Origin of the sequence: Amycolatopsis sp. NPDC006125 (assembly GCF_040614195.1) — a bacterium.
GTDB lineage: Bacteria > Actinomycetota > Actinomycetes > Mycobacteriales > Pseudonocardiaceae > Amycolatopsis_E > Amycolatopsis_E tucumanensis.
The window spans coordinates 1-17954 of sequence record NZ_JBEXTZ010000136.1 but is presented as its reverse complement, the minus strand read 5'-3'; the positions used below and the strand labels follow the sequence as shown (position 1 = coordinate 17954).

Here is a 17954-nt window from a genome sequence, read left to right as displayed (position 1 = left end):
CCGGCGGCCGTTCGCCCGCGTCGCGGTGACGGCGCTCGCCACGTGGACCGTCCTCGGCGGCCGGGGCCTGGCGGCGGAGGGGGAGGCGATGGCCGTCCGGCTCGAGTCGGGCGACGTGCCCGCAGCGCGGCAGCGGCTGGGGCACCTGTGCGGCCGCGACGCCTCCGAACTGGACGAAAAGGGCCTGGCCAGGGCCGCGACCGAGTCGATCGCCGAGAACACCAGCGACGCCGTCGTCGCGCCGCTGGTGTGGGGCGCGGTGGCCGGGGTGCCCGGGCTGCTCGGCTACCGGGCGCTCAACACCCTCGACGCGATGGTCGGGCACCGCACGCCCCGTTTCGAGCGGTTCGGCTGGGCCGCCGCGCGCGGTGACGACCTCGCCAACCTGCTGCCCGCCCGCCTCGGCGCGCTCGCCACCGCCGCCTGTGCGCGGGTTGTGGGCGGCCGCCCCGGCCGGTCGGTGGCGGTGTGGCGGCGCGATGCCGCACAGCACCCGAGCCCGAACGCCGGGCAGATCGAGGCGGCCTTCGCGGGCGCGCTCGGCGTGCGGCTGGGCGGGGTCAACACCTACGCCGGCCGGGTCGAGGACCGGGGCGCGCTCGGCGACGGCCCGGCGCCGGACGCTGCCGACCTGCGCCGCGCCGTCCGGTTGTCCCGCGCGGTCGGGCTGGTGGCGCTCGCGCTGGCCGCGGCGGTGGCGCGATGAGGGGTCTGCTGGTCGCCGGGACCACTTCGGACGCCGGGAAGAGCCTGGTCACCGCGGGCATCTGCCGGTGGCTCGCGCGCCGCGGGCTGCGGGTGGCGCCGTTCAAGGCGCAGAACATGTCGAACAACTCGATGGTCTGCGCCGACGGCGCGGAGATCGGGCGGGCGCAGTGGTTGCAGGCGGTCGCGGCCGGGGTGGAGCCGGAGGCCGCGATGAACCCGGTGCTGCTGAAACCGGGCAGCGACCGGCGCAGCCACGTCATCGCGCTCGGCAAGCCGTTCGGGACGCTGGAAGCAGGCGAGTTCGCCACCGGCCGCCGTGAGCTGGCACGCATCGCCTTCGACGCCTTCGACGAGCTGCGCACGCGGTTCGACGTCGTGGTGTGCGAGGGCGCGGGCAGCCCCGCCGAGATCAACCTGCGGCAGGGCGACTACGTGAACATGGGGCTGGCGCGGCGGTTCGGGCTGCCGGTCGTGGTGGTCGGCGACATCGACCGCGGTGGCGTGCTGGCCGCGATGTACGGGACGGTCGCGTTGCTGGAGCCCGCGGACCAGGCGCTGCTCGCCGGCTGGGTGGTGAACAAGTTCCGCGGCGACGAGTCGTTGCTGCGACCGGGCCTGGACCGGATCGCGGAGCTGACACACCGGCCGGTGCTGGGGGTGCTGCCCTGGCTCGACGGGGTGTGGATCGACTCGGAGGACGCGCTCGCCGTGGCGGGCTGGCGGCACGAGCAGCAGGCGACCGGTGGTTTGCGGGTAGCGGTGGTGCGGTTCCCGCGCGCGTCGAACGCGACCGATGTGGACGCGCTCGCCGCCGAGCCGGGCGTGACGGTCACGCTGACCGCGGACCCGGACACCGTGCGGGCCGCGGACCTGGTGGTGCTGCCCGGAACCCGCGCGACGGTGGGGGATCTGCGGTGGTTGCGGGAGCGCGGGCTGGAGCCGGCCCTGGCCGCGCGGGCGGCGGCGGGGCGGCCGGTGCTGGGCATTTGCGGCGGCTATCAGATGCTGGCGGAGACCATTGTGGACGATGTCGAGTCCGGTGCCGGGACGGTGCCGGGGCTGGGTCTGCTGCCGACGCGGGTGTCGTTCAGTGTGGAGAAGGTGCTCGGCAGGCCGGTCGCGCGGTGGCGCGGGCACGAGGTCGAGGCCTACGAGATCCACCACGGCAGCGCGACGCCGACCGGGGAGGCCGAACCGTTCCTGGACGGCTGGCGGCGCGGTGCGGTGTGGGGCACGACGTGGCACGGCACCCTGGACAACGACGGCTTCCGCCGGGCGTGGCTGGGCGAGGTGGCGGCGCAGGCCGGGGTGGCTTGGTCACCGGCGCCGGGGGCACCCGGTTTCGCCACCCTGCGGGAATCGATGCTGGACCGGCTCGCGGACGCCGTCGAGGAGCGCCTGGACACGGACGCCCTGCTGCGGCTGATCGAGCGTGGTGCGCCTGAGGGGTTGCCTGGTGTGGGGTGAGGGTGGGGCTCGCCTGCGGGTGCTGGCGCTGGGTTAGGCCGGGGTTGTGGGTTGGGCGGCTGCGGTTGACCGGGGCGCGGGCTGCCGGGCGGGCTGCCCGGCGCGGGGTGAGCGTGGTGCGCCGGAGGGGCTGCCTGGTGTGGGCTGAGTGTGGGGCTCGCCTCTGGGTGCTGGCGCTGGGTTAGGCCGGGGTTGTGCGTTGAGCGGCTGCGGTTGACCGGGGCGCGGCTGGACACGGATGCCCTGCTGCGGCTGATTGAGCGTGGTGCGCCGGAGGGGTTGCCCGGAGTGGGGTGAGCGTGGCGCTCGCCTGCGGGGCTGGCGCCGCGGTTGGGCTGGGCGGATGTGGTCGAGCGCTGGCTGCGGCTGACCGTGACACGGCCTGCCGGGCGGTGCCGTTGGCTGAGCGCGGGCCGGTTTCAGCTCAGACGAGCGTCACCCGCACGCCTTCGAGTTCGAAGGCCGACACCAGGCTCGGCTCGGCGGCTGAATCGGTGATCAGCAGGTCGATGTCGAGCGTCGGGCAGATGCGGGCGAATGCGTAGGCTCCCAGTTTCGAGCTGTCGGTCACCACCACGACCTTCTTCGCGCGGTGTGCCAGCAGCTTGTTGATCGCCGCCTCGGATTCGTGGTGCGCGTAGGCTCCCCGCAGCGGGTCGACGGCGTCCACGCCGATGAACGCCAGGTCGAGGCTGACCTCCTCCAGCACCATCCCCGCCAGGTGCCCGGTCAGCTCGAACGACTGCGGCCGCGCCACCCCGCCGGTGCTGACCAGCCGGATGCTCTGCCGCACGGTCAGCTCGTGCGCGATGTTCACCGCGTTCGTCACCACGGTCAGCGCCGGTGAACTGCCGCGGTCGTTGAAATCCGGACGGCTGGCGATCGCCCTGCTGACCTCGGTCGTGGTGGTGCCCCCGTTGAACCCGATCACCATTCCGCGATTCACCAGCCGGGCCGCGGCCTCGGCGATGCGGCGCTTTTCCACCGCGTGCCGGTCGGCGTGGTTGCGGCCGGGGAGGTTGTAGGCGACGTTGCCGGCCACGGCGCCGCCCCGGGCTCTGGTGAGCAATTGGCGGCCTGCCAAATGATCGAGGTCGCGCCGGATCGTGGCAGGGGAGACGTTCAGTTTCGCCGCCGCCTGGTCCACCTCGACCCGGCCCTGCTCGCCGATCATTTCGAGCAGCGTGTTCAGCCGCTCATGCCTGTCCACGCATCAGTAATACCGCCTCGCGCGCGCCTTGGAAACCCGATCACGGCAACAGCCCGCCGGAGGAAATCCGGCGGGCTGTCGGAATTTCACTCACAGACTCCGCAGGAAGGCAAGTGACGGCATGAAGAAATACTCGCCGCCCTTCATCGTGACCGCCTGCGGAATGGGATCGGTCGCCTCGGCCACGTTGTTGTGGCCCCATTCCGGCGCGTATTTCTGCGGTGCCCGCGCGCCCTGCCCGATGACCGGGTCGAGACCCGGCTGCGAACCGTCCGGCGGGAACGGAAACGCGGGGTTGTTCGCCCAGATCTGCTGCGTGAACTCGAACTGGTTGCCCAGGTTCGAGTTGAAGGCCATGAACAGCAGGCCGACGTCCTTCGCCGGGCGCAGGCGCGGCGGCAGGTCCGCGTTCGGGTCGTCGTGGCGGCGGCCGTAGGTCTGGCCGCGCCGGGCCATCAGGTGTTTGCGCTCCTCCTCCGGCGCCTCCGCCCCGCCCGAACCCCGCGGGTTGGTCTTGCGGATGTGCGCGTGGAACGGGCACTTCTGGCCCAGCTTGTCGCTGTCGTAGCTGAAGTCGTTGCCGACCGGGTGGTGCGAGCCGGGCGCGCTCTGCACGGTCAGCGGCGTGCCGTCCTCGAACCGGCCGATCAGCATCGCGCCTGCCCGCTCCCGGTCCTCGCCGCGCAGCCCGAGGTCGTGCGCGAGGTCGCGCTCGGCCTCCTTGAACAGCCGGACGTTCTGCTCCAGCTTGCGGAACACGAAGTAGCTTCCGAAGTGGACGGTCGGGTCCGGCGCGGCCGGGTCGGGCACGAGGACCTGCTCCAGCGGCGCCGACGGGTCCCAGTCGTTGACGCCGTCGGTGGTGTCCCGCTCCGCGTCGACGTCCTCGGTGAGGAACAGCGGCTGGCTGCGCCCGTCGACGTAACCGAAGTGCTCGATCCCGTCGCCGTTGGCGTTGGCGAGCCCGAGCCCGGACTCCTCGCCCACCACCGTGACCGACGCCGGGCGCAGCGCCTCGACCTGGCGGCGCAGGGTGCGGACCGGACCGGCGGTCGCGTCGCCGAGGAGGAGCACGGCGTCGATCGTCTGCTGGTAGTGGCCCTCCCACTCGGTGACGGCCGGGTCGGCGAGCTTCTCGACCGCCGCCTTCGCGCCCGCGGTGAACGACGGGTCGGCAGGCGCGGTGACGCCGAGCGTCGCGTAGCCGTGCGCGGTCAGGCCGACGCCCAGGTAGGGCGTGCCGACCGCCTTCGTGAGCTTGTGCGCCTCGACCTCCTTCAGGTGGGTCCGCGCGGACTTCATCAGCCCGGACAGGCCGTTCAGGAAGGTGCGGGCCTCGGCGGCGTCGCCGAAGCCGAGGAACAGCACGGTGAGGCGGTCCCGGACGTGCGCCTTCAGGATGTTCGGCTGCAGCTCGTCGAGCATGGTGGCCGCTTCGCCGGTGGCGGACTTCCAGGACAGCGTGGTGGACAGGTCGACAGGCATGTGCGCCCCCCTCTTGGCTTTACCCCAGTGACGGTGGCGGCGCCGCGAGGCCCCTGTCGTGTGCGGCGCCGTCACCTGCCCCTAAGTCGCGCTGAGTGGCTGCCAAGTACGAAATGGGCGGGTTTTCACCCGATCGGCTCAGGGGGCGAACGGACCGGTGGCGCTATAGCCGGAGGGCTATCGTGCCTGAGATCAGTATTGACATGCGGTCATGCTCGGGAAGGTACGGCGTGCGATGGACCTGAACTCGCTCAGGCAGTTCCTCGTGGTGGCGCGACTGGAACACCTCAGCCACGCGGCCGACGAGCTGCGCGTCGCCCAGCCGTCACTGAGCCGCACCATCGCCCGCCTGGAGAGCGAGCTGCGCACGCCCCTGTTCGATCGGGCCGGGCGGCTCCGGCTGAACGACACCGGAAGGCTCTTTCGCGACTACGTCGAACGCGCGCTCGGCGAGCTCGAAGCAGGGCGCCGGGCCGTCGCCGAGGCCACCAGCGGGAGCTTCGGCACCGCGCGACTGGCCTCGGAAACCTTCCTCACCTTCATCGGGCCGCTCACGGCCTTCAAGCGGGCTCATCCCGGCGTGGAAGTCGAACTCCGCCAGACGCCCGCCGCGGAGATGGCCCGCCGCCTCCTGGCTCACGACGTCGACCTCTGCGCCGCCTCCCAGCCGATCTCCACCGAAGGGCTGGAGGCCGTCCCGCTGCTGGACGAGGTCATCTGGCTGGCCACTCCGCTCGATCACCCGCTGGCGGGCCGGACCTCGGTGACCATCGAACAACTCGCCGGCGAACCCTTCATCGCCGCTGGCAAGGGTCACTGGCATCGCCGGCTGCTCGATCGGCTCTTCGCGGCCCGCGACCTCACCCCGAAGATCGTCTGCGAGGGCGACGAGCTGGGCGCCATCGCGGAACTCATCAAGGCGGGCCTCGGCGTCGGCCTCGTCCCCGACCTCGCCAAACGCTCGTTCCCCAGCGACTCGGCCGCCTGGATCGCCGTCGACGCCCCGGACTGCCGCCGCACGCTCACCCTGTACTGGGGCGCCGGCAACCACCTCTCGCCCGCCGCCCGCGGGTTGCGCGACACGATCATCGGCTGGAACTGGATGTCCGGCGGGCCGCATACCCCGGCGGCTATAACGCCATAGCGATATTGGTCTTAGTCAAGATGTCCTCGGCGTCATAACTTTCTCGGTGTTCGGTCGAAATCCGGAGACGAGGAAGAAACCATGTACTCGAGGAAACCGTTGCGGAAGAGCTTCGTCGTGGTGGTCGCGGGGGCGCTGCTGGCCGGCGGCGCGCTCAGCGCCTACGGGGCGGAGACCAGCACGGCGAGCCGGCCGGCCCCTACCGAAATCCTGGAACTCGCGGTCGAGAACGACCAGTACGCGGCCCCCGACCTGCCGCCGGCCGGCGCCAGTGTAGGTGATCTCTACGTGTATTCCGGCTGGCTGCTCAAGGACGGCCGCAGGGTGGGGCAAGGCGGGGGTTCGTGCCAGATCGTCCACCTCGACGGCGCCAAGATCACCACGCAGTGCGTGCTCACGGCGAGGCTCGAGCAGGGATCGCTGACCGCGCAATCGCTCTGGGTCACCGGCGAGAGCCCGCTCGACATGGCCATCACCGGCGGCACCGGCGCCTACCGCGATGCGCAGGGCACCGTCCGGGTGTGGGACATCGCGACGCCGAACGAGCGGATGCGAGCCGAAATCATCCATTCCGCAACGCGATGACCACAGGGATCGGGTTCATCTCGGTCCCCGGTGAACCTGCGCGCCTGGCTCCCCGGACGACCTCGCCTGACCGGGCCGGCCTGACGTTCCGGCCGGCCACGTCGTCGGAAGATCAGCACACTCGCGATGCACGACAGGAGTTTTCGGAAAATGACCAGAATCGGCATCATCCTCGGCAGCACCCGCCCCAACCGCAACGGCGCGCAGATCGCCCAGTGGGTCCTCGACACGGCCTCACAGCGCGACGACGCCGAATTCGAACTGATCGATCTGCGCGACCACCCGCTGCCGCACCTGGACGAGCCGATGCCGCCGATGTTCGGCCCGTCGGTCCACGCCCACACCCGCGCTTGGGCCGAGCGGATCGCTCCGTTCGACGGCTTCGTGGTGGTGACCCCGGAGTACAACGGCGGGATGCCCGGAGTGCTGAAGAACGCACTCGACCACGCTTTCGCCGAATGGACCGACAAGGCGGTCGGCTTCGTCTCCTACGGCGCCAACGGCGGCGCCCGCGCCGTGGTGCAGCTGCGGACGGTCTGCAGCACGCTCGGCATGGCCGACGTCGGCTACCAGGTCGCGATCTCGGTGCTCACCGACTTCGAGAACCACACCACCTTCACGCCACGCGACCACCACGTCGCCACCCTGGGCAAAACCCTGGATCAGCTCATCGCCTGGAGCACCGCCATGGCGCCCCTGCGGGCCACCGCCGAAACCGTTTCCGCCCAGTCTTGAGGGGACGAATCATGACTACGGTCAACGGGTTCCGGGCCCAGCGCGATGAAGCCGAGATTCGCGAGCAGATCGGCAAGGTGGCCGAAGCGTTGCGGGCCAAGGACATGGAGGCCCTGCGGCAGCTGTACACGGAAGACGTCGTGTCCTTCGACATCGAGCCGCCGCTCCAGCACGTCGGAATCGCGGCGAAACTCGAGAACTGGGCGCGGGTGTTCCGGTTCTTTGAGACCGTGACCTACGAGATTCGCGACCTGACCTTCACCGTGGGTGACGAGGTGGCGTACGGGTATGCCTTCGCGCGCCTGCACGGCACGCTGCCGAGCGGGGTGACGGCGAACGGGATGTGGGTCCGGGTCACCTACGGCATGCGAAAGGTCGACGGCGCCTGGTTGATCGCCCACGACCAGGTCTCTGTGCCGCTGGACGTCTCCAGCGGCAAGGGCGTGGTCGACCTCGAACCCTGACGGTGCGCGTTGGGCTCGGGGCGGGCCGTCGCGGCTTCGTTGCCGCGGCGGCCCGCCCCGGGGCACTAGGCGATCGGCCGGTCCGTCGGCGCGATCGGCGCCGGCAGGACGTTCCGGCCGGTCAGGTAGGCGTCCACGCCGGCCGCGGCGGAGCGGCCCTCGGCGATCGCCCACACGATCAGCGACTGCCCGCGGCCCATGTCACCGGCCACGAACACGTTCTCCACGCTGGTGCGGAAATCCGCGTCCCGCGCGACGTTGCCGCGCGCGTCCAGCTCCACGCCGAGCTGCTCGATCAGGCCTTCGCGCTGCGGGCCGACGAAGCCCATCGCCAGCAGCACCAGCTGCGCGGGCAGCTCCCGCTCGGTGCCCTCGACCTCGACGAACTTCCCGCCCTTGTTGTGGACCTCGACCAGCCGCAGCGCCCGCAGGTTCCCGTCCTCGTCGGCGAGGAACTCCTGCGTGCTCACCGAGTACAGCCGCTCGCCGCCCTCCTCGTGCGCCGAGGACACCCGGAAGATCATCGGGTACATCGGCCACGGGTGCGCCTCCGACCGGGTCTCCGGCGGTCGCGGCATGATCTCCAGCTGGGTCACCGAAAGCGCGCCCTGCCGGTGCGACGTGCCGACGCAGTCCGCGCCGGTGTCACCGCCGCCGATCACCACGACGTGCTTGCCCTCGGCCGAAATCGGCGACGACTCCAGCTCACCCGACGCCACCCGGTTCGCCAGCGGCAGGAACTCCATCGCCTGGTGGATGCCCGGGATCTCGCGGCCCTTGACCGGCAGGTCGCGCCACGCGGTCGCGCCACCGGCCAGCACCACCGCGTCGTAGGACGACCGCAGCTCCTCCGCCGTGATGTCGACCCCGACGTTCACACCGGTCCGGAACTCGGTGCCCTCGGCCCGCATCTGGTCCAGCCGCCGGTCCAGCCGGCGCTTCTCCATCTTGAACTCGGGGATGCCGTACCGCAGCAGCCCGCCGATCGCGTCGGCCCGCTCGAACACGACCACGTCGTGCCCGGCGCGGGTCAGCTGCTGCGCCGCCGCCAGGCCGGACGGACCGGACCCGACCACCGCGACCTTCTTGCCGGTGCGCGTCTTCGGGGGCTGCGGCGTGATCCAGCCTTCCTCCCACGCGCGGTCCACGATGGAGATCTCGACCCGCTTGATCGTCACCGGGTCGTCGTTGATCCCCAGCACGCACGCGGTCTCGCACGGCGCGGGGCACAGCGTCCCGGTGAACTCCGGGAAGTTGTTCGTGGCGTGCAGCCGCTCGATCGCGTCGCGCCAGTCGTCGCTCCAGACCAGCGTGTTCCACTCCGGGATCAGGTTGCCCAGCGGGCAGCCCTGGTGGCAGAACGGGATGCCGCAGTCCATGCAGCGGCCGGCCTGCTTCTCCAGCTTGTTCGACGCGAAGTCCTCGTACACCTCGCGCCAGTCGAGCAGCCGCAGCGGCACCGGCCGGGTCTTCGGCGTCTCGCGCGGCGTCGTCAGAAAACCCTTGGGGTCAGCCATGTGCGGCCTCCATGATGGCTTCGTTCACGTCCCGGCCGTCGCGCTCGGCTTCCGCCTGCGCGGCCAGGACCCGCTTGTAGTCCTTGGGCATGACCTTGGCGAACCGGGCGATCGTGGTCTCCCAGTCGGCCAGCAGCTCCCGCGCCACCGGCGACTCGGTCTCCACGAAGTGCGCCTCGACCGCGTCCCGCAGGAACTCGACGTCCTCGTCGTCCAGCGGGTCCACGTCGACCATCTCCGGGTTCACCCGCAGCGGCGACAGGTCCAGCACGTAGGCGATCCCGCCGGACATGCCGGCGGCGAAGTTGCGCCCGGTCGGCCCGAGCACCACCACGCGACCGCCGGTCATGTACTCGCAACCGTGGTCGCCGACGCCCTCCACGACGGCCAGCGCGCCCGAGTTGCGCACGCAGAACCGCTCGCCGACCTTGCCGCGCAGGAAGATCTGCCCGCCGGTCGCGCCGTAGCCGATCACGTTGCCCGCGATGATGTTCGCCGACGTGTCGAACTTCGCCTCCTTGGGCGGCCGCACGATGATGCGGCCACCGGAGAGGCCCTTGCCCACGTAGTCGTTGCCGTCGCCGAACAGCCGCAGCGTGATGCCCTTCGGGATGAACGCGCCGAACGACTGCCCGGCGGTGCCGGTGAAGGTCACGTCGATCGTGTCGTCCGGCAGGCCCTCGCCGCCCCAGCGCTTGGTCAGCTCCGACCCGAGCATGGTGCCGACGGTCCGGTTCACGTTGCGCACCGGCAGTTCCAGCCGCACCTTGTCCCCGGAGTTCAGCGCGCCCTCGGCGAGCTGGATCAGCGTGTTGTCCAGCGCCTTCTCCAGGCCGTGGTCCTGCTTGACCACCTGGTGCCGCGCGGCACGCGGCTCCAGTTCGGGCACGTGGAAGATCGGCGACAGGTCCAGCCCGCGCGCCTTCCAGTGGTCGACCGCGGGACGGGTGTCGAGCACCTCGGCGTGCCCGACGGCCTCCTCGATCGAGCGGAAGCCCAGCCGCGCCAGGTACTCGCGCACCTCCTGCGCGATGAACTCGAAGAAGTTCACCACGTACTCGGCCTTGCCGCTGAACTTCTCGCGCAGCTTCGGGTTCTGCGTCGCCACGCCGACCGGGCAGGTGTCCAGGTGGCAGACGCGCATCATGATGCAGCCGGACACCACCAGCGGCGCGGTCGCGAAGCCGAACTCCTCGGCGCCGAGCAGCGCGGCGATCACGACGTCGCGGCCGGTCTTGAGCTGGCCGTCGGTCTGCACCACGATCCGGTCGCGCAGCCGGTTCGCCAGCAAGGTCTGCTGCGTCTCGGCCAGGCCCAGCTCCCACGGGCCGCCCGCGTGCTTGATCGAGGACAGCGGCGAGGCGCCGGTGCCGCCGTCGTGACCGGAGATCAGCACGACGTCCGCGTGCGCCTTCGACACACCGGCCGCGACCGTGCCGACGCCGACCTCGGACACCAGCTTCACGTGGATGCGGGCGGCCGGGTTGGCGTTCTTCAGGTCGTGGATCAGCTGCGCCAGGTCCTCGATCGAGTAGATGTCGTGGTGCGGCGGCGGGGAAATCAGGCCGACACCCGGCGTGGAGTGCCGCGTCTTCGCGATCCACGGGTACACCTTCGCGCCGGGCAGCTGACCGCCCTCGCCGGGCTTCGCGCCCTGCGCCATCTTGATCTGGATGTCGTCGGCGTTGACCAGGTACTCGCTGGTGACGCCGAACCGGCCGCTCGCGACCTGCTTCACGGCGCTGCGCCGCTCCGGGTCGTACAGCCGCTCCGGGTCCTCGCCGCCCTCACCGGTGTTGGACTTGCCGCCCAGCCGGTTCATCGCGATCGCCAGCGTCTCGTGCATCTCCTGGGAGATCGAGCCGTAGGAGATGGCGCCGGTGGCGAACCGCTTGACGATCTCGGAGACCGGCTCGACCTCCTCGATCGGCACCGGCGGGCGCACGCCCTCCTTCAGCTCGAACAGGCCGCGCAGGGTGAACAGCTTCTTCGACTGCTCGTCGACGGCGTTCGTGTACTCCTTGAACACCTCGTAGCGGCCGGTGCGCGTGGAGTGCTGCAGCTTGAAGACCGTGTGCGGGTTGAACAGGTGCGGCTCGCCCTCGCGCCGCCACTGGTAGTCCGAGCCGATCTCCAGCTCGCGGTGGTTCGGGCGGAACCCGTCGCGCGGGAACGCGCGGGCGTGCCGCTGCCGGACCTCCTCGTGCAGCACGTCGAAGCCGACGCCGCCCAGCCGCGAGGTGGTGCCGGTGAAGCAGGTGTCGATGACCTCCTGCGACAGGCCGAGCGCCTCGAAGATCTGCGCGCCGGTGTAGGAGGCCACAGTGGACACTCCCATCTTCGACATGGTCTTGCGTACGCCCTTGCCCAGCGCCTTGATCAGGTTGCGGGTCGCCTGCTGCGCGGTGACGCCCGGGATCTTGCCGTCGCGGGCCAGCTCCTCGACCGTGGCCATCGCCAGGTACGGGTTGACCGCGGCGGCGCCGTAACCCAGCAGCAGCGCGATGTGGTGCACCTCGCGGGCGTCGGCGGTCTCGGCGATGATGCCGACCTGCGTGCGGGTCTTCTGCCGCACCAGGTGGTGGTGCACCGCGCCGGTGAGCAGCAGCGACGGGATCGCCGCGTGGTCGGCGTCGACCCCGCGGTCGGACAGCACGATCAGCCGCGCGCCCTCGGAGATCGCGTTGGACACCTCGGTGCGGATCTCCTCCAGGCGCGCCAGCAGCGCGTCGCCGCCGCCGTGCACGTCGTAGAGGCCGTGGATGGTGACCGCGGTGAACTCCGGCAGGTCGCCGTCGTCGTTGATGTGCACCAGCTTGGCCAGCTCGTCGTTGTCCAGCACCGGGAACGGCAGGACGACGCGGCGGCACGACTCGCCGGTGGCCTCCAGCAGGTTCGGCTGCGCGCCGAGCTGGGTGCCAAGCGACGTCACCAGCTCCTCGCGGATGGCGTCCAACGGCGGGTTGGTGACCTGGGCGAACAGCTGGATGAAGTAGTCGAAGATCGGCCGCGGGCCGGACGACAGCGGCGCGAGCGGCGAGTCGTTGCCCATCGAGCCGATCGGCTCCGCGCCACTGCGCGCCATCGGCGACAGCAGGGTGTCGAGCTCTTCTTCGGTGTAGCCGAAGGCCTGCTGGCGGCGCACCAGCGAGGCGTGCGTGGGCACCTCGCGCTCGCGCTCGGGCAGTTCCTCCAGGCGCACCAGGCCCTGGTCGACCCAGTCGCCGTAGGGGTGCTCGGCGGCCAGCTGCCCCTTGATCTCCTCGTCGTCGATGATGCGGCCCTCGGCCGTGTCGACGAGGAACATGCGGCCCGGCTCCAGCCGGCCCTTCTTCACAATCGTCGACTGGTCCAGCTCCAGCACGCCGACCTCGCTGGCGAGCACGACCAGGCCGTCCTCGGTGACCCAGTACCGCGCCGGGCGCAGGCCGTTGCGGTCCAGCACCGCGCCGATCTGGGTGCCGTCGGTGAACGACACGAGCGCCGGGCCGTCCCACGGCTCCATCAGCGTGGAGTGGAACTCGTAGAAGGCGCGGCGCGCCTCGTCCATCTCCTCGTGGTTCTCCCACGCCTCCGGGATCATCATGAGGACGGCGTGCGGCAGGCTGCGACCCCCTAGGTGCAGCAGTTCGAGGACCTCGTCGAAGCTCGCCGAGTCGCTCGCGCCGCGGGTGATGATCGGGTAGATCCGCTTGAGGTCACCCGGGATCAGGTCGGTGGACAGCATCGACTCGCGCGCGTCCATCCAGTTCCGGTTGCCGCGCAGCGTGTTGATCTCACCGTTGTGCGCCACGTACCGGTACGGGTGGGCCAGCGGCCACGACGGGAACGTGTTGGTCGAGAAGCGGGAGTGCACCAGCCCGATCGCGCTCGTCACGCGCTCGTCGGTCAGGTCCGGGAAGAACCGCGGCACCTGCGGCTCGGTGAGCATTCCCTTGTAGACGATGGTGCGGGCGGACAGGCTCGGGAAGTACACGTCCTCGTCGGCCAGCAGGTGCTCGGCGCGCTTGCGCACGCAGAACGCCGCGCGTTCCAGGTCCAGCCCGGTGCGCAGCCCTTCGCGCGAGGCCAGGAACAGCTGCGCGAAGTGCGGCATGGTCGAGGCCGCCGTCGGCCCGACGTGCTCGGTGTCCACCGGGACCTCGCGCCAGCCCAGGACACGCAGGCCCTCCTCGGCGACGAGGCCCTCGATCGCGCTCATGGCGCGGCCGCGGGCGGTCTCGTCGACCGGCAGGAACGCGGTGCCCACGGCGTAGTGACCCGCCTCGGGCAGCTCGAAGTCGACGACCTCGCGGAAGAACGCGTCCGGGACCTGGATCAGGATGCCCGCGCCGTCGCCGGTCTCCGGTTCCGCTCCTCTGGCGCCACGGTGTTCGAGGTTGCGCAGGGCCGTCAGGGCCTTGGTCACGATGTCGTGGCTGCGTCGGCCGGACATATCGGCGACGAACGCGACACCGCAGGCATCGTGCTCGTATTGCGCGTCGTACAAGCCTTCCGGCTTGCGAACACTGTGGCGGGTCACGGCTGGCCGTCTCCTCACACGTGGGCGCGGCACGGGCTGTTGTTAACGCAACAGCCCTCCTGCGCGATGGTCAGTCGAGAGCAGAAGTCCGAGTCGCCTGAACGAGGGCAGGACTCGGCACACCGGCCACACGTCGTTGGGTGGCCGCCGGTCGGCACGTCTTCGGGCCGCTGGCGCGCATCAGCGAGATCCCCGGGTCGTGGTGGGCGGGTTCCCGCGGCGCGCCAGTTACCCCCGGGTTCGCCGGGTCTTATGACAGTAGTGTGAACTCGCCGTTATCGACATACGTCGAGCGGACCTCGTGGCATATGCCATACGGACGTTGACGCGACAGCCTCCGGTGTGGAAGTACCGTTGCACCAGCGTTGACCAGCGCAAAGGTGTGCCGGTGGGGTGCCGTGATCGATTCACCGGTTCGAGTGAGTGTCCGATTAAGTAATCAAGGTGTTACGGACGCGGAGCGCCTTCCGGCCGGGATACTCGGGGTGTGGACGGCCTGGCGATGCGTTTCCTCGGGCACTCGACGGTCCGGCTGGAGATCGCCGGCCGGGTCGTGCTGACCGATCCGGTGCTGACGCGCACGGTGGGCGGGCTGGTGCGGGTCGCGCCACCGCTGGATCCCGCTGCCTACGCCGATGTCGACCTGGTGCTGATTTCCCACCTGCACGGCGACCACCTGCACGTGCCGTCGCTGCGGCTGCTGGGGCGGGACGTGCGGATCGTGGTGCCGCGCGGGGCCGGCGGGTGGTTGCGGCGGCGGGGGTTTCCGGCGGTGGCGGAACTGGACATCGGGGAGCGGCTGGAGCTCGGCGACCTCCGGGTGACCGCGGTGCCTGCGGACCACTCCGGGCACCGCTGGGGGCCGCGCTTCACGCACGGTCCGCAGGCGCCCGCGAGCGGTCACGTCGTGGAGGGGCCGGGGGCGCGGGTGTACGTCGCCGGGGACACGGACCTGTACCCGGGGATGGCCGAACTCGGCCCGGTGGACGTGGCGCTGCTGCCGGTGTGGGGGTGGGGGCCGAATCTGGGGCCGGGGCACCTGGACCCGGCGCGGGCCGCGGAGGCGGTCTCACTGGTGCGGCCGCGCGTGGCGGTGCCCGTGCACTGGGGCACGCTGGCCGTCCCCGGCCTGGCGCGAACCCGCCGCATGCGGCGGTTGCTGGTCTCACCGCCACGGACCTTCGCGGCACAGGTGGCGGATCGCGGCCTGCCGACCACGGTGGCCCTCACGGAGCCCGGCGAGCCGGTGCGGCTGCACAGGTCGCCCCGATGAGGCCACCCGGAGAGCCCACAACCGCGGGCTTCGCCAGTCCCGTGCTCGTCGGTGTGAGATCGGCGATCGTCGGCGCGGCGGTCACCGGGCCGGGGCGGGTGCGTGATGGGGTGGCTGGGTGAACTGGACCGACCTCTCCAGCGTCGGCTATCCGACCCTCTTCCTGGGCGTCCTCGTCGGCTCGATCGTGCCGATCGTCCCGACCGGGGCCGTCGTCGGTGCGGCGGCCGCGATCGCCATGACCACCGGGCACCTGTCGTTGCCCTTGGTGCTGCTGCTGGCCGCCGCGGGGGCGATGGTGGGTGACGTCGTGACCTTCGCGGTCGCGCGCCTGGGCAGCGACGCGGCGGTCCGCTGGCTGGCGCGCGGGCAGAAGCCGGAACGCCTCGTCGCGGCGCGGCGGCGGTTCGCGCGGCAGGGGTGGCAGCTCGTGGTCGTCGGGCGGTTGCTGCCTGCCGGGCGCATCCCCGTGCTGCTCGCCGCGGGCGCGATCGCCTACCCGTGGCGGAGGCTGTTGCCCGCCACGGCCGTGGCGTGCGTGCTGTGGGCGGTCGCGTACGCGTTGCTCGGCGTGCTCAGCGGCGGCCTCTTCGACTCGCCGCTCGTCGCGACGTTGCTAGCCGCCGTGCTGGTGTTGCTGGTGACCGGGGTGATCAACCTGGTGGCGAAGCGCCGCAGGGAAAGGGTGGGGAACCGGGGATGACAACGGCGGAGAGGGGCCGGCTGTTCCGGCGTGGACGGTCGCTCGCGCGGTTCGCCCTGGTGTGGCTGACCACGTCGCTCGCGCTCGTCGGCATGGACGACCTGCTCGACGGCTTCGCGATGCCGGAGGAGTGGCAGCCGCTGGTGTGCGGCCTGCTGCTGAGCCTGCTGACCGCCGTGGTGTGGCCGCAGGTGCTGCGGGTCGCGTTGCCGCTGGCGCTGTTCACGCTGGGCATCGGCAGCTTCCTCGTGCTCGGCGCGGGCGCGGTGGCGGCGTTCGCGGTCGTGCCGGGGGTCGAGGTCAACGGGCTGCGCACCGGGTTCCTCGTCGTGGTCGGGGTGTCCGCGGTCAGCGGCGTGGTGTCGAGCGTGCTGGCCATCGACGAGGACGAGGTGTTCTTCCGCCGCGCCCGCCGCCGGTCGCGCCGCTGCCCGGACCCCGGACCGGACCTTCCGCCCGGGCTGATCTTCCTGCAGGTCGACGGCCTCGGGTACGACGTCGTGCGCCGCGCGGTGCGGGACGGCGACATGCCGACCCTGGCGCGCTGGCTCGCCGAGGACAGCCACGCGCTGGTGCGCTGGCAGACCGACTGGAGCTCGCAGACCGGCGCGAGCGTGTGCGGCATCCTGCACGGCTCCAACCACGACATCCTCGGGTTCCGCTGGTACGAAAAGGACCGCGACCACGTGATGGCGTGCGCCCACCCGCGCGACGCGGCCGAGATCGAGCGGCGGCACTCGAACGGCCGCGGCCTGCTCGCCGTCGACGGCGCCAGCCACGGCAACCTCTTCACCGGCGACGCGCCGCACGTCAGCCTCACCATGAGCGCCGTGTCCGTGCTGCTGCCCAGAGGCCTGCGCCGACGCCGCGCGGACCGGGTCGGCGCAGGTTACTACGCCTACTTCGCCAACCCGGTGAACGCGTTGCGCACCTTGGGTTCCGCACTGGTCGACATCGTCCGCGAGGTCTCGGCGTCGGCGCGGCAGCGGCGGGCGGGCGTCGTGCCGCGGGTGCCGCGCGGCGGGATCTACCCGATCGCCCGGACCGGCACCACGGTCATCTCCCGGGACGTCGTGGTGTCCGCGGTGCTGGAGGACATGCTCAACGGCCGCCCGGTGGTCTACGCGGACTTCCTCGGCTACGACGAGGTCGCCCACCACTCCGGCATCGAACGGTTCGACACGCTCGCCGTGCTGCGGGCGATCGACCAGCAGATCGGGCGGCTGCACCGGGCGTCCCGGCTCGGACCGCGGCCGTACCACCTGGTGGTGCTGTCCGACCACGGGCAGACGCAGGGGTGGGCGTTCGCGCACCGGTTCGGCGAGTCGCTGGAGGAGCTCGTCGGGCGGCTGTGCGGCGGACCGGCCCCGGAAGCGGTTTCCGGGGGCCCGGTCGCCACGCGACTGCGGGAGCGGGTGACCGGGGCGCGGCGCATCGAGCACCGGCCACGGGAGGACGAGCGGCACGAGGTGACGCGCGTGGCGCCCGGCGTGGTCGTGGTGGTGTCCGGGCACGTCGGGATGGTGTCGTTCACCGAGCACGAAGGCAGGGTCTCGCTGGAGACGATCGAGCGCGAGTACCCGGACCTGCTGCCCGCGCTGGTCGACCACCCGGGGATCGGGTTCATGCTGGTGCGCAGCGACGTCCACGGCCCGGTCGTGCTCGGCCGCGACGGGGTCCACCGGCTGGCGTCCGGCGAGGTGCTCGGGGAGGACCCGCTGGCGCTGTACGGGGAACACGCCCCGGACCTGATCCGGCGCGTGGACACCTTCCCGCACTGCGCCGACATCATGATCAACAGCCGGTGGGACCCGGAGACCGGGGAGGCCTCACCGTTCGAGATCCACGTCGGCTCACACGGCGGGCTCGGTGGGGAGCAGGAGCGCGGGTTCCTCATCCACCCCAAGGAGTTCGAGCCGCCGGGCGAGCTGGTGGGCGCCGAGTCGCTGCACCGGTTGTTCCGGGTGTGGCTGACCAAGCTGGGGCACCCGGAGCCTGGGGTGTAGCCGCTACGCGGGTTTCTACGGCGCCGGCTTCGCTTCGCTACGCCCGGATGAAAGAAGCCCCTTCCGAACCCGATCTTGAATTGTTCGGTTGCCGAGACACCGCGTCAAGGCGGGAAAGCGTGCCTTGACCCGGTG

The 17954-nt window shown here is 71.3% G+C and carries 13 protein-coding genes; 9 read left to right on the top strand and 4 right to left on the bottom strand.

Annotated features, from left to right (window positions below; translation table 11 throughout):
- The coding region (locus ABZ193_RS39530; RefSeq protein ID WP_354713805.1) for a CobD/CbiB family cobalamin biosynthesis protein at positions 1–706 on the top strand (706 nt) is incomplete at its 5' end.
- Positions 703–2175: a cobyric acid synthase gene (locus tag ABZ193_RS39525; RefSeq protein WP_354713803.1), complete on the top strand. Its 1473-nt coding sequence runs from the start codon at positions 703–705 to the stop codon at positions 2173–2175. The genes ABZ193_RS39530 and ABZ193_RS39525, both read left to right, overlap by 4 nt.
- A gap of 424 nt (positions 2176–2599) precedes the next feature.
- On the opposite strand, the gene ABZ193_RS39520 is transcribed toward ABZ193_RS39525, so the two are convergent.
- Both ABZ193_RS39520 and ABZ193_RS39515 read right to left on the bottom strand, forming a co-directional pair.
- Positions 2600–3385 (bottom strand): DeoR/GlpR family DNA-binding transcription regulator, encoded by a 786-nt coding sequence (locus ABZ193_RS39520; protein ID WP_020421763.1) that lies wholly within the window; start codon positions 3383–3385, stop codon positions 2600–2602.
- A gap of 90 nt (positions 3386–3475) precedes the next feature.
- A complete protein-coding gene (locus ABZ193_RS39515) occupies positions 3476–4870 on the bottom strand; it encodes a Dyp-type peroxidase (protein ID WP_354713802.1) in 1395 nt (464 codons plus the stop codon).
- A gap of 211 nt (positions 4871–5081) precedes the next feature.
- Here ABZ193_RS39515 and ABZ193_RS39510 point away from each other — a divergent pair, with 211 nt between their 5' ends.
- From ABZ193_RS39510 to ABZ193_RS39495, 4 genes are all read left to right on the top strand, one after another.
- Positions 5082–6014 carry a LysR substrate-binding domain-containing protein gene (locus tag ABZ193_RS39510; protein ID WP_354713801.1) on the top strand — a complete coding sequence of 311 codons (933 nt, stop codon included), beginning with the start codon at positions 5082–5084 and terminating at the stop codon, positions 6012–6014.
- A gap of 99 nt (positions 6015–6113) precedes the next feature.
- On the top strand, positions 6114–6599 hold the full coding sequence (locus ABZ193_RS39505) for a hypothetical protein (protein WP_235716259.1): 486 nt from the start codon (positions 6114–6116) through the stop codon (positions 6597–6599).
- 150 nt (positions 6600–6749) lie between these two features.
- A complete protein-coding gene (locus ABZ193_RS39500; protein WP_020421759.1) occupies positions 6750–7334 on the top strand; it encodes an NAD(P)H-dependent oxidoreductase in 585 nt (194 codons plus the stop codon).
- Positions 7335–7345: 11 nt separating this feature from the next.
- Positions 7346–7798, top strand: a complete 453-nt coding sequence (locus ABZ193_RS39495; RefSeq protein WP_020421758.1) for a nuclear transport factor 2 family protein — start codon at positions 7346–7348, stop codon at positions 7796–7798.
- Positions 7799–7863: 65 nt separating this feature from the next.
- On the opposite strand, the gene ABZ193_RS39490 is transcribed toward ABZ193_RS39495, so the two are convergent.
- Together ABZ193_RS39490 and gltB are read right to left on the bottom strand one after the other, a co-directional pair.
- A complete protein-coding gene (locus ABZ193_RS39490) occupies positions 7864–9315 on the bottom strand; it encodes a glutamate synthase subunit beta (RefSeq protein WP_354713800.1) in 1452 nt (483 codons plus the stop codon).
- A complete protein-coding gene (gltB, locus tag ABZ193_RS39485) occupies positions 9308–13837 on the bottom strand; it encodes a glutamate synthase large subunit (RefSeq protein WP_027936412.1) in 4530 nt (1509 codons plus the stop codon). Before gltB ends, ABZ193_RS39490 begins: the two co-directional genes overlap by 8 nt.
- 487 nt (positions 13838–14324) lie before the next feature.
- Here gltB and ABZ193_RS39480 point away from each other — a divergent pair, with 487 nt between their 5' ends.
- From ABZ193_RS39480 to ABZ193_RS39470, 3 genes are all read left to right on the top strand, one after another.
- Positions 14325–15110: an MBL fold metallo-hydrolase gene (locus ABZ193_RS39480; protein ID WP_354713799.1), complete on the top strand. Its 786-nt coding sequence runs from the start codon at positions 14325–14327 to the stop codon at positions 15108–15110.
- Between the two features lie 118 nt (positions 15111–15228).
- Positions 15229–15813: a VTT domain-containing protein gene (locus ABZ193_RS39475; protein ID WP_020421754.1), complete on the top strand. Its 585-nt coding sequence runs from the start codon at positions 15229–15231 to the stop codon at positions 15811–15813.
- Positions 15810–17819, top strand: coding sequence for a phage holin family protein (locus ABZ193_RS39470; protein ID WP_354713798.1), 2010 nt, complete (start codon positions 15810–15812; stop codon positions 17817–17819). Before ABZ193_RS39475 ends, ABZ193_RS39470 begins: the two co-directional genes overlap by 4 nt.
- Positions 17820–17954 lie beyond the last annotated feature (135 nt).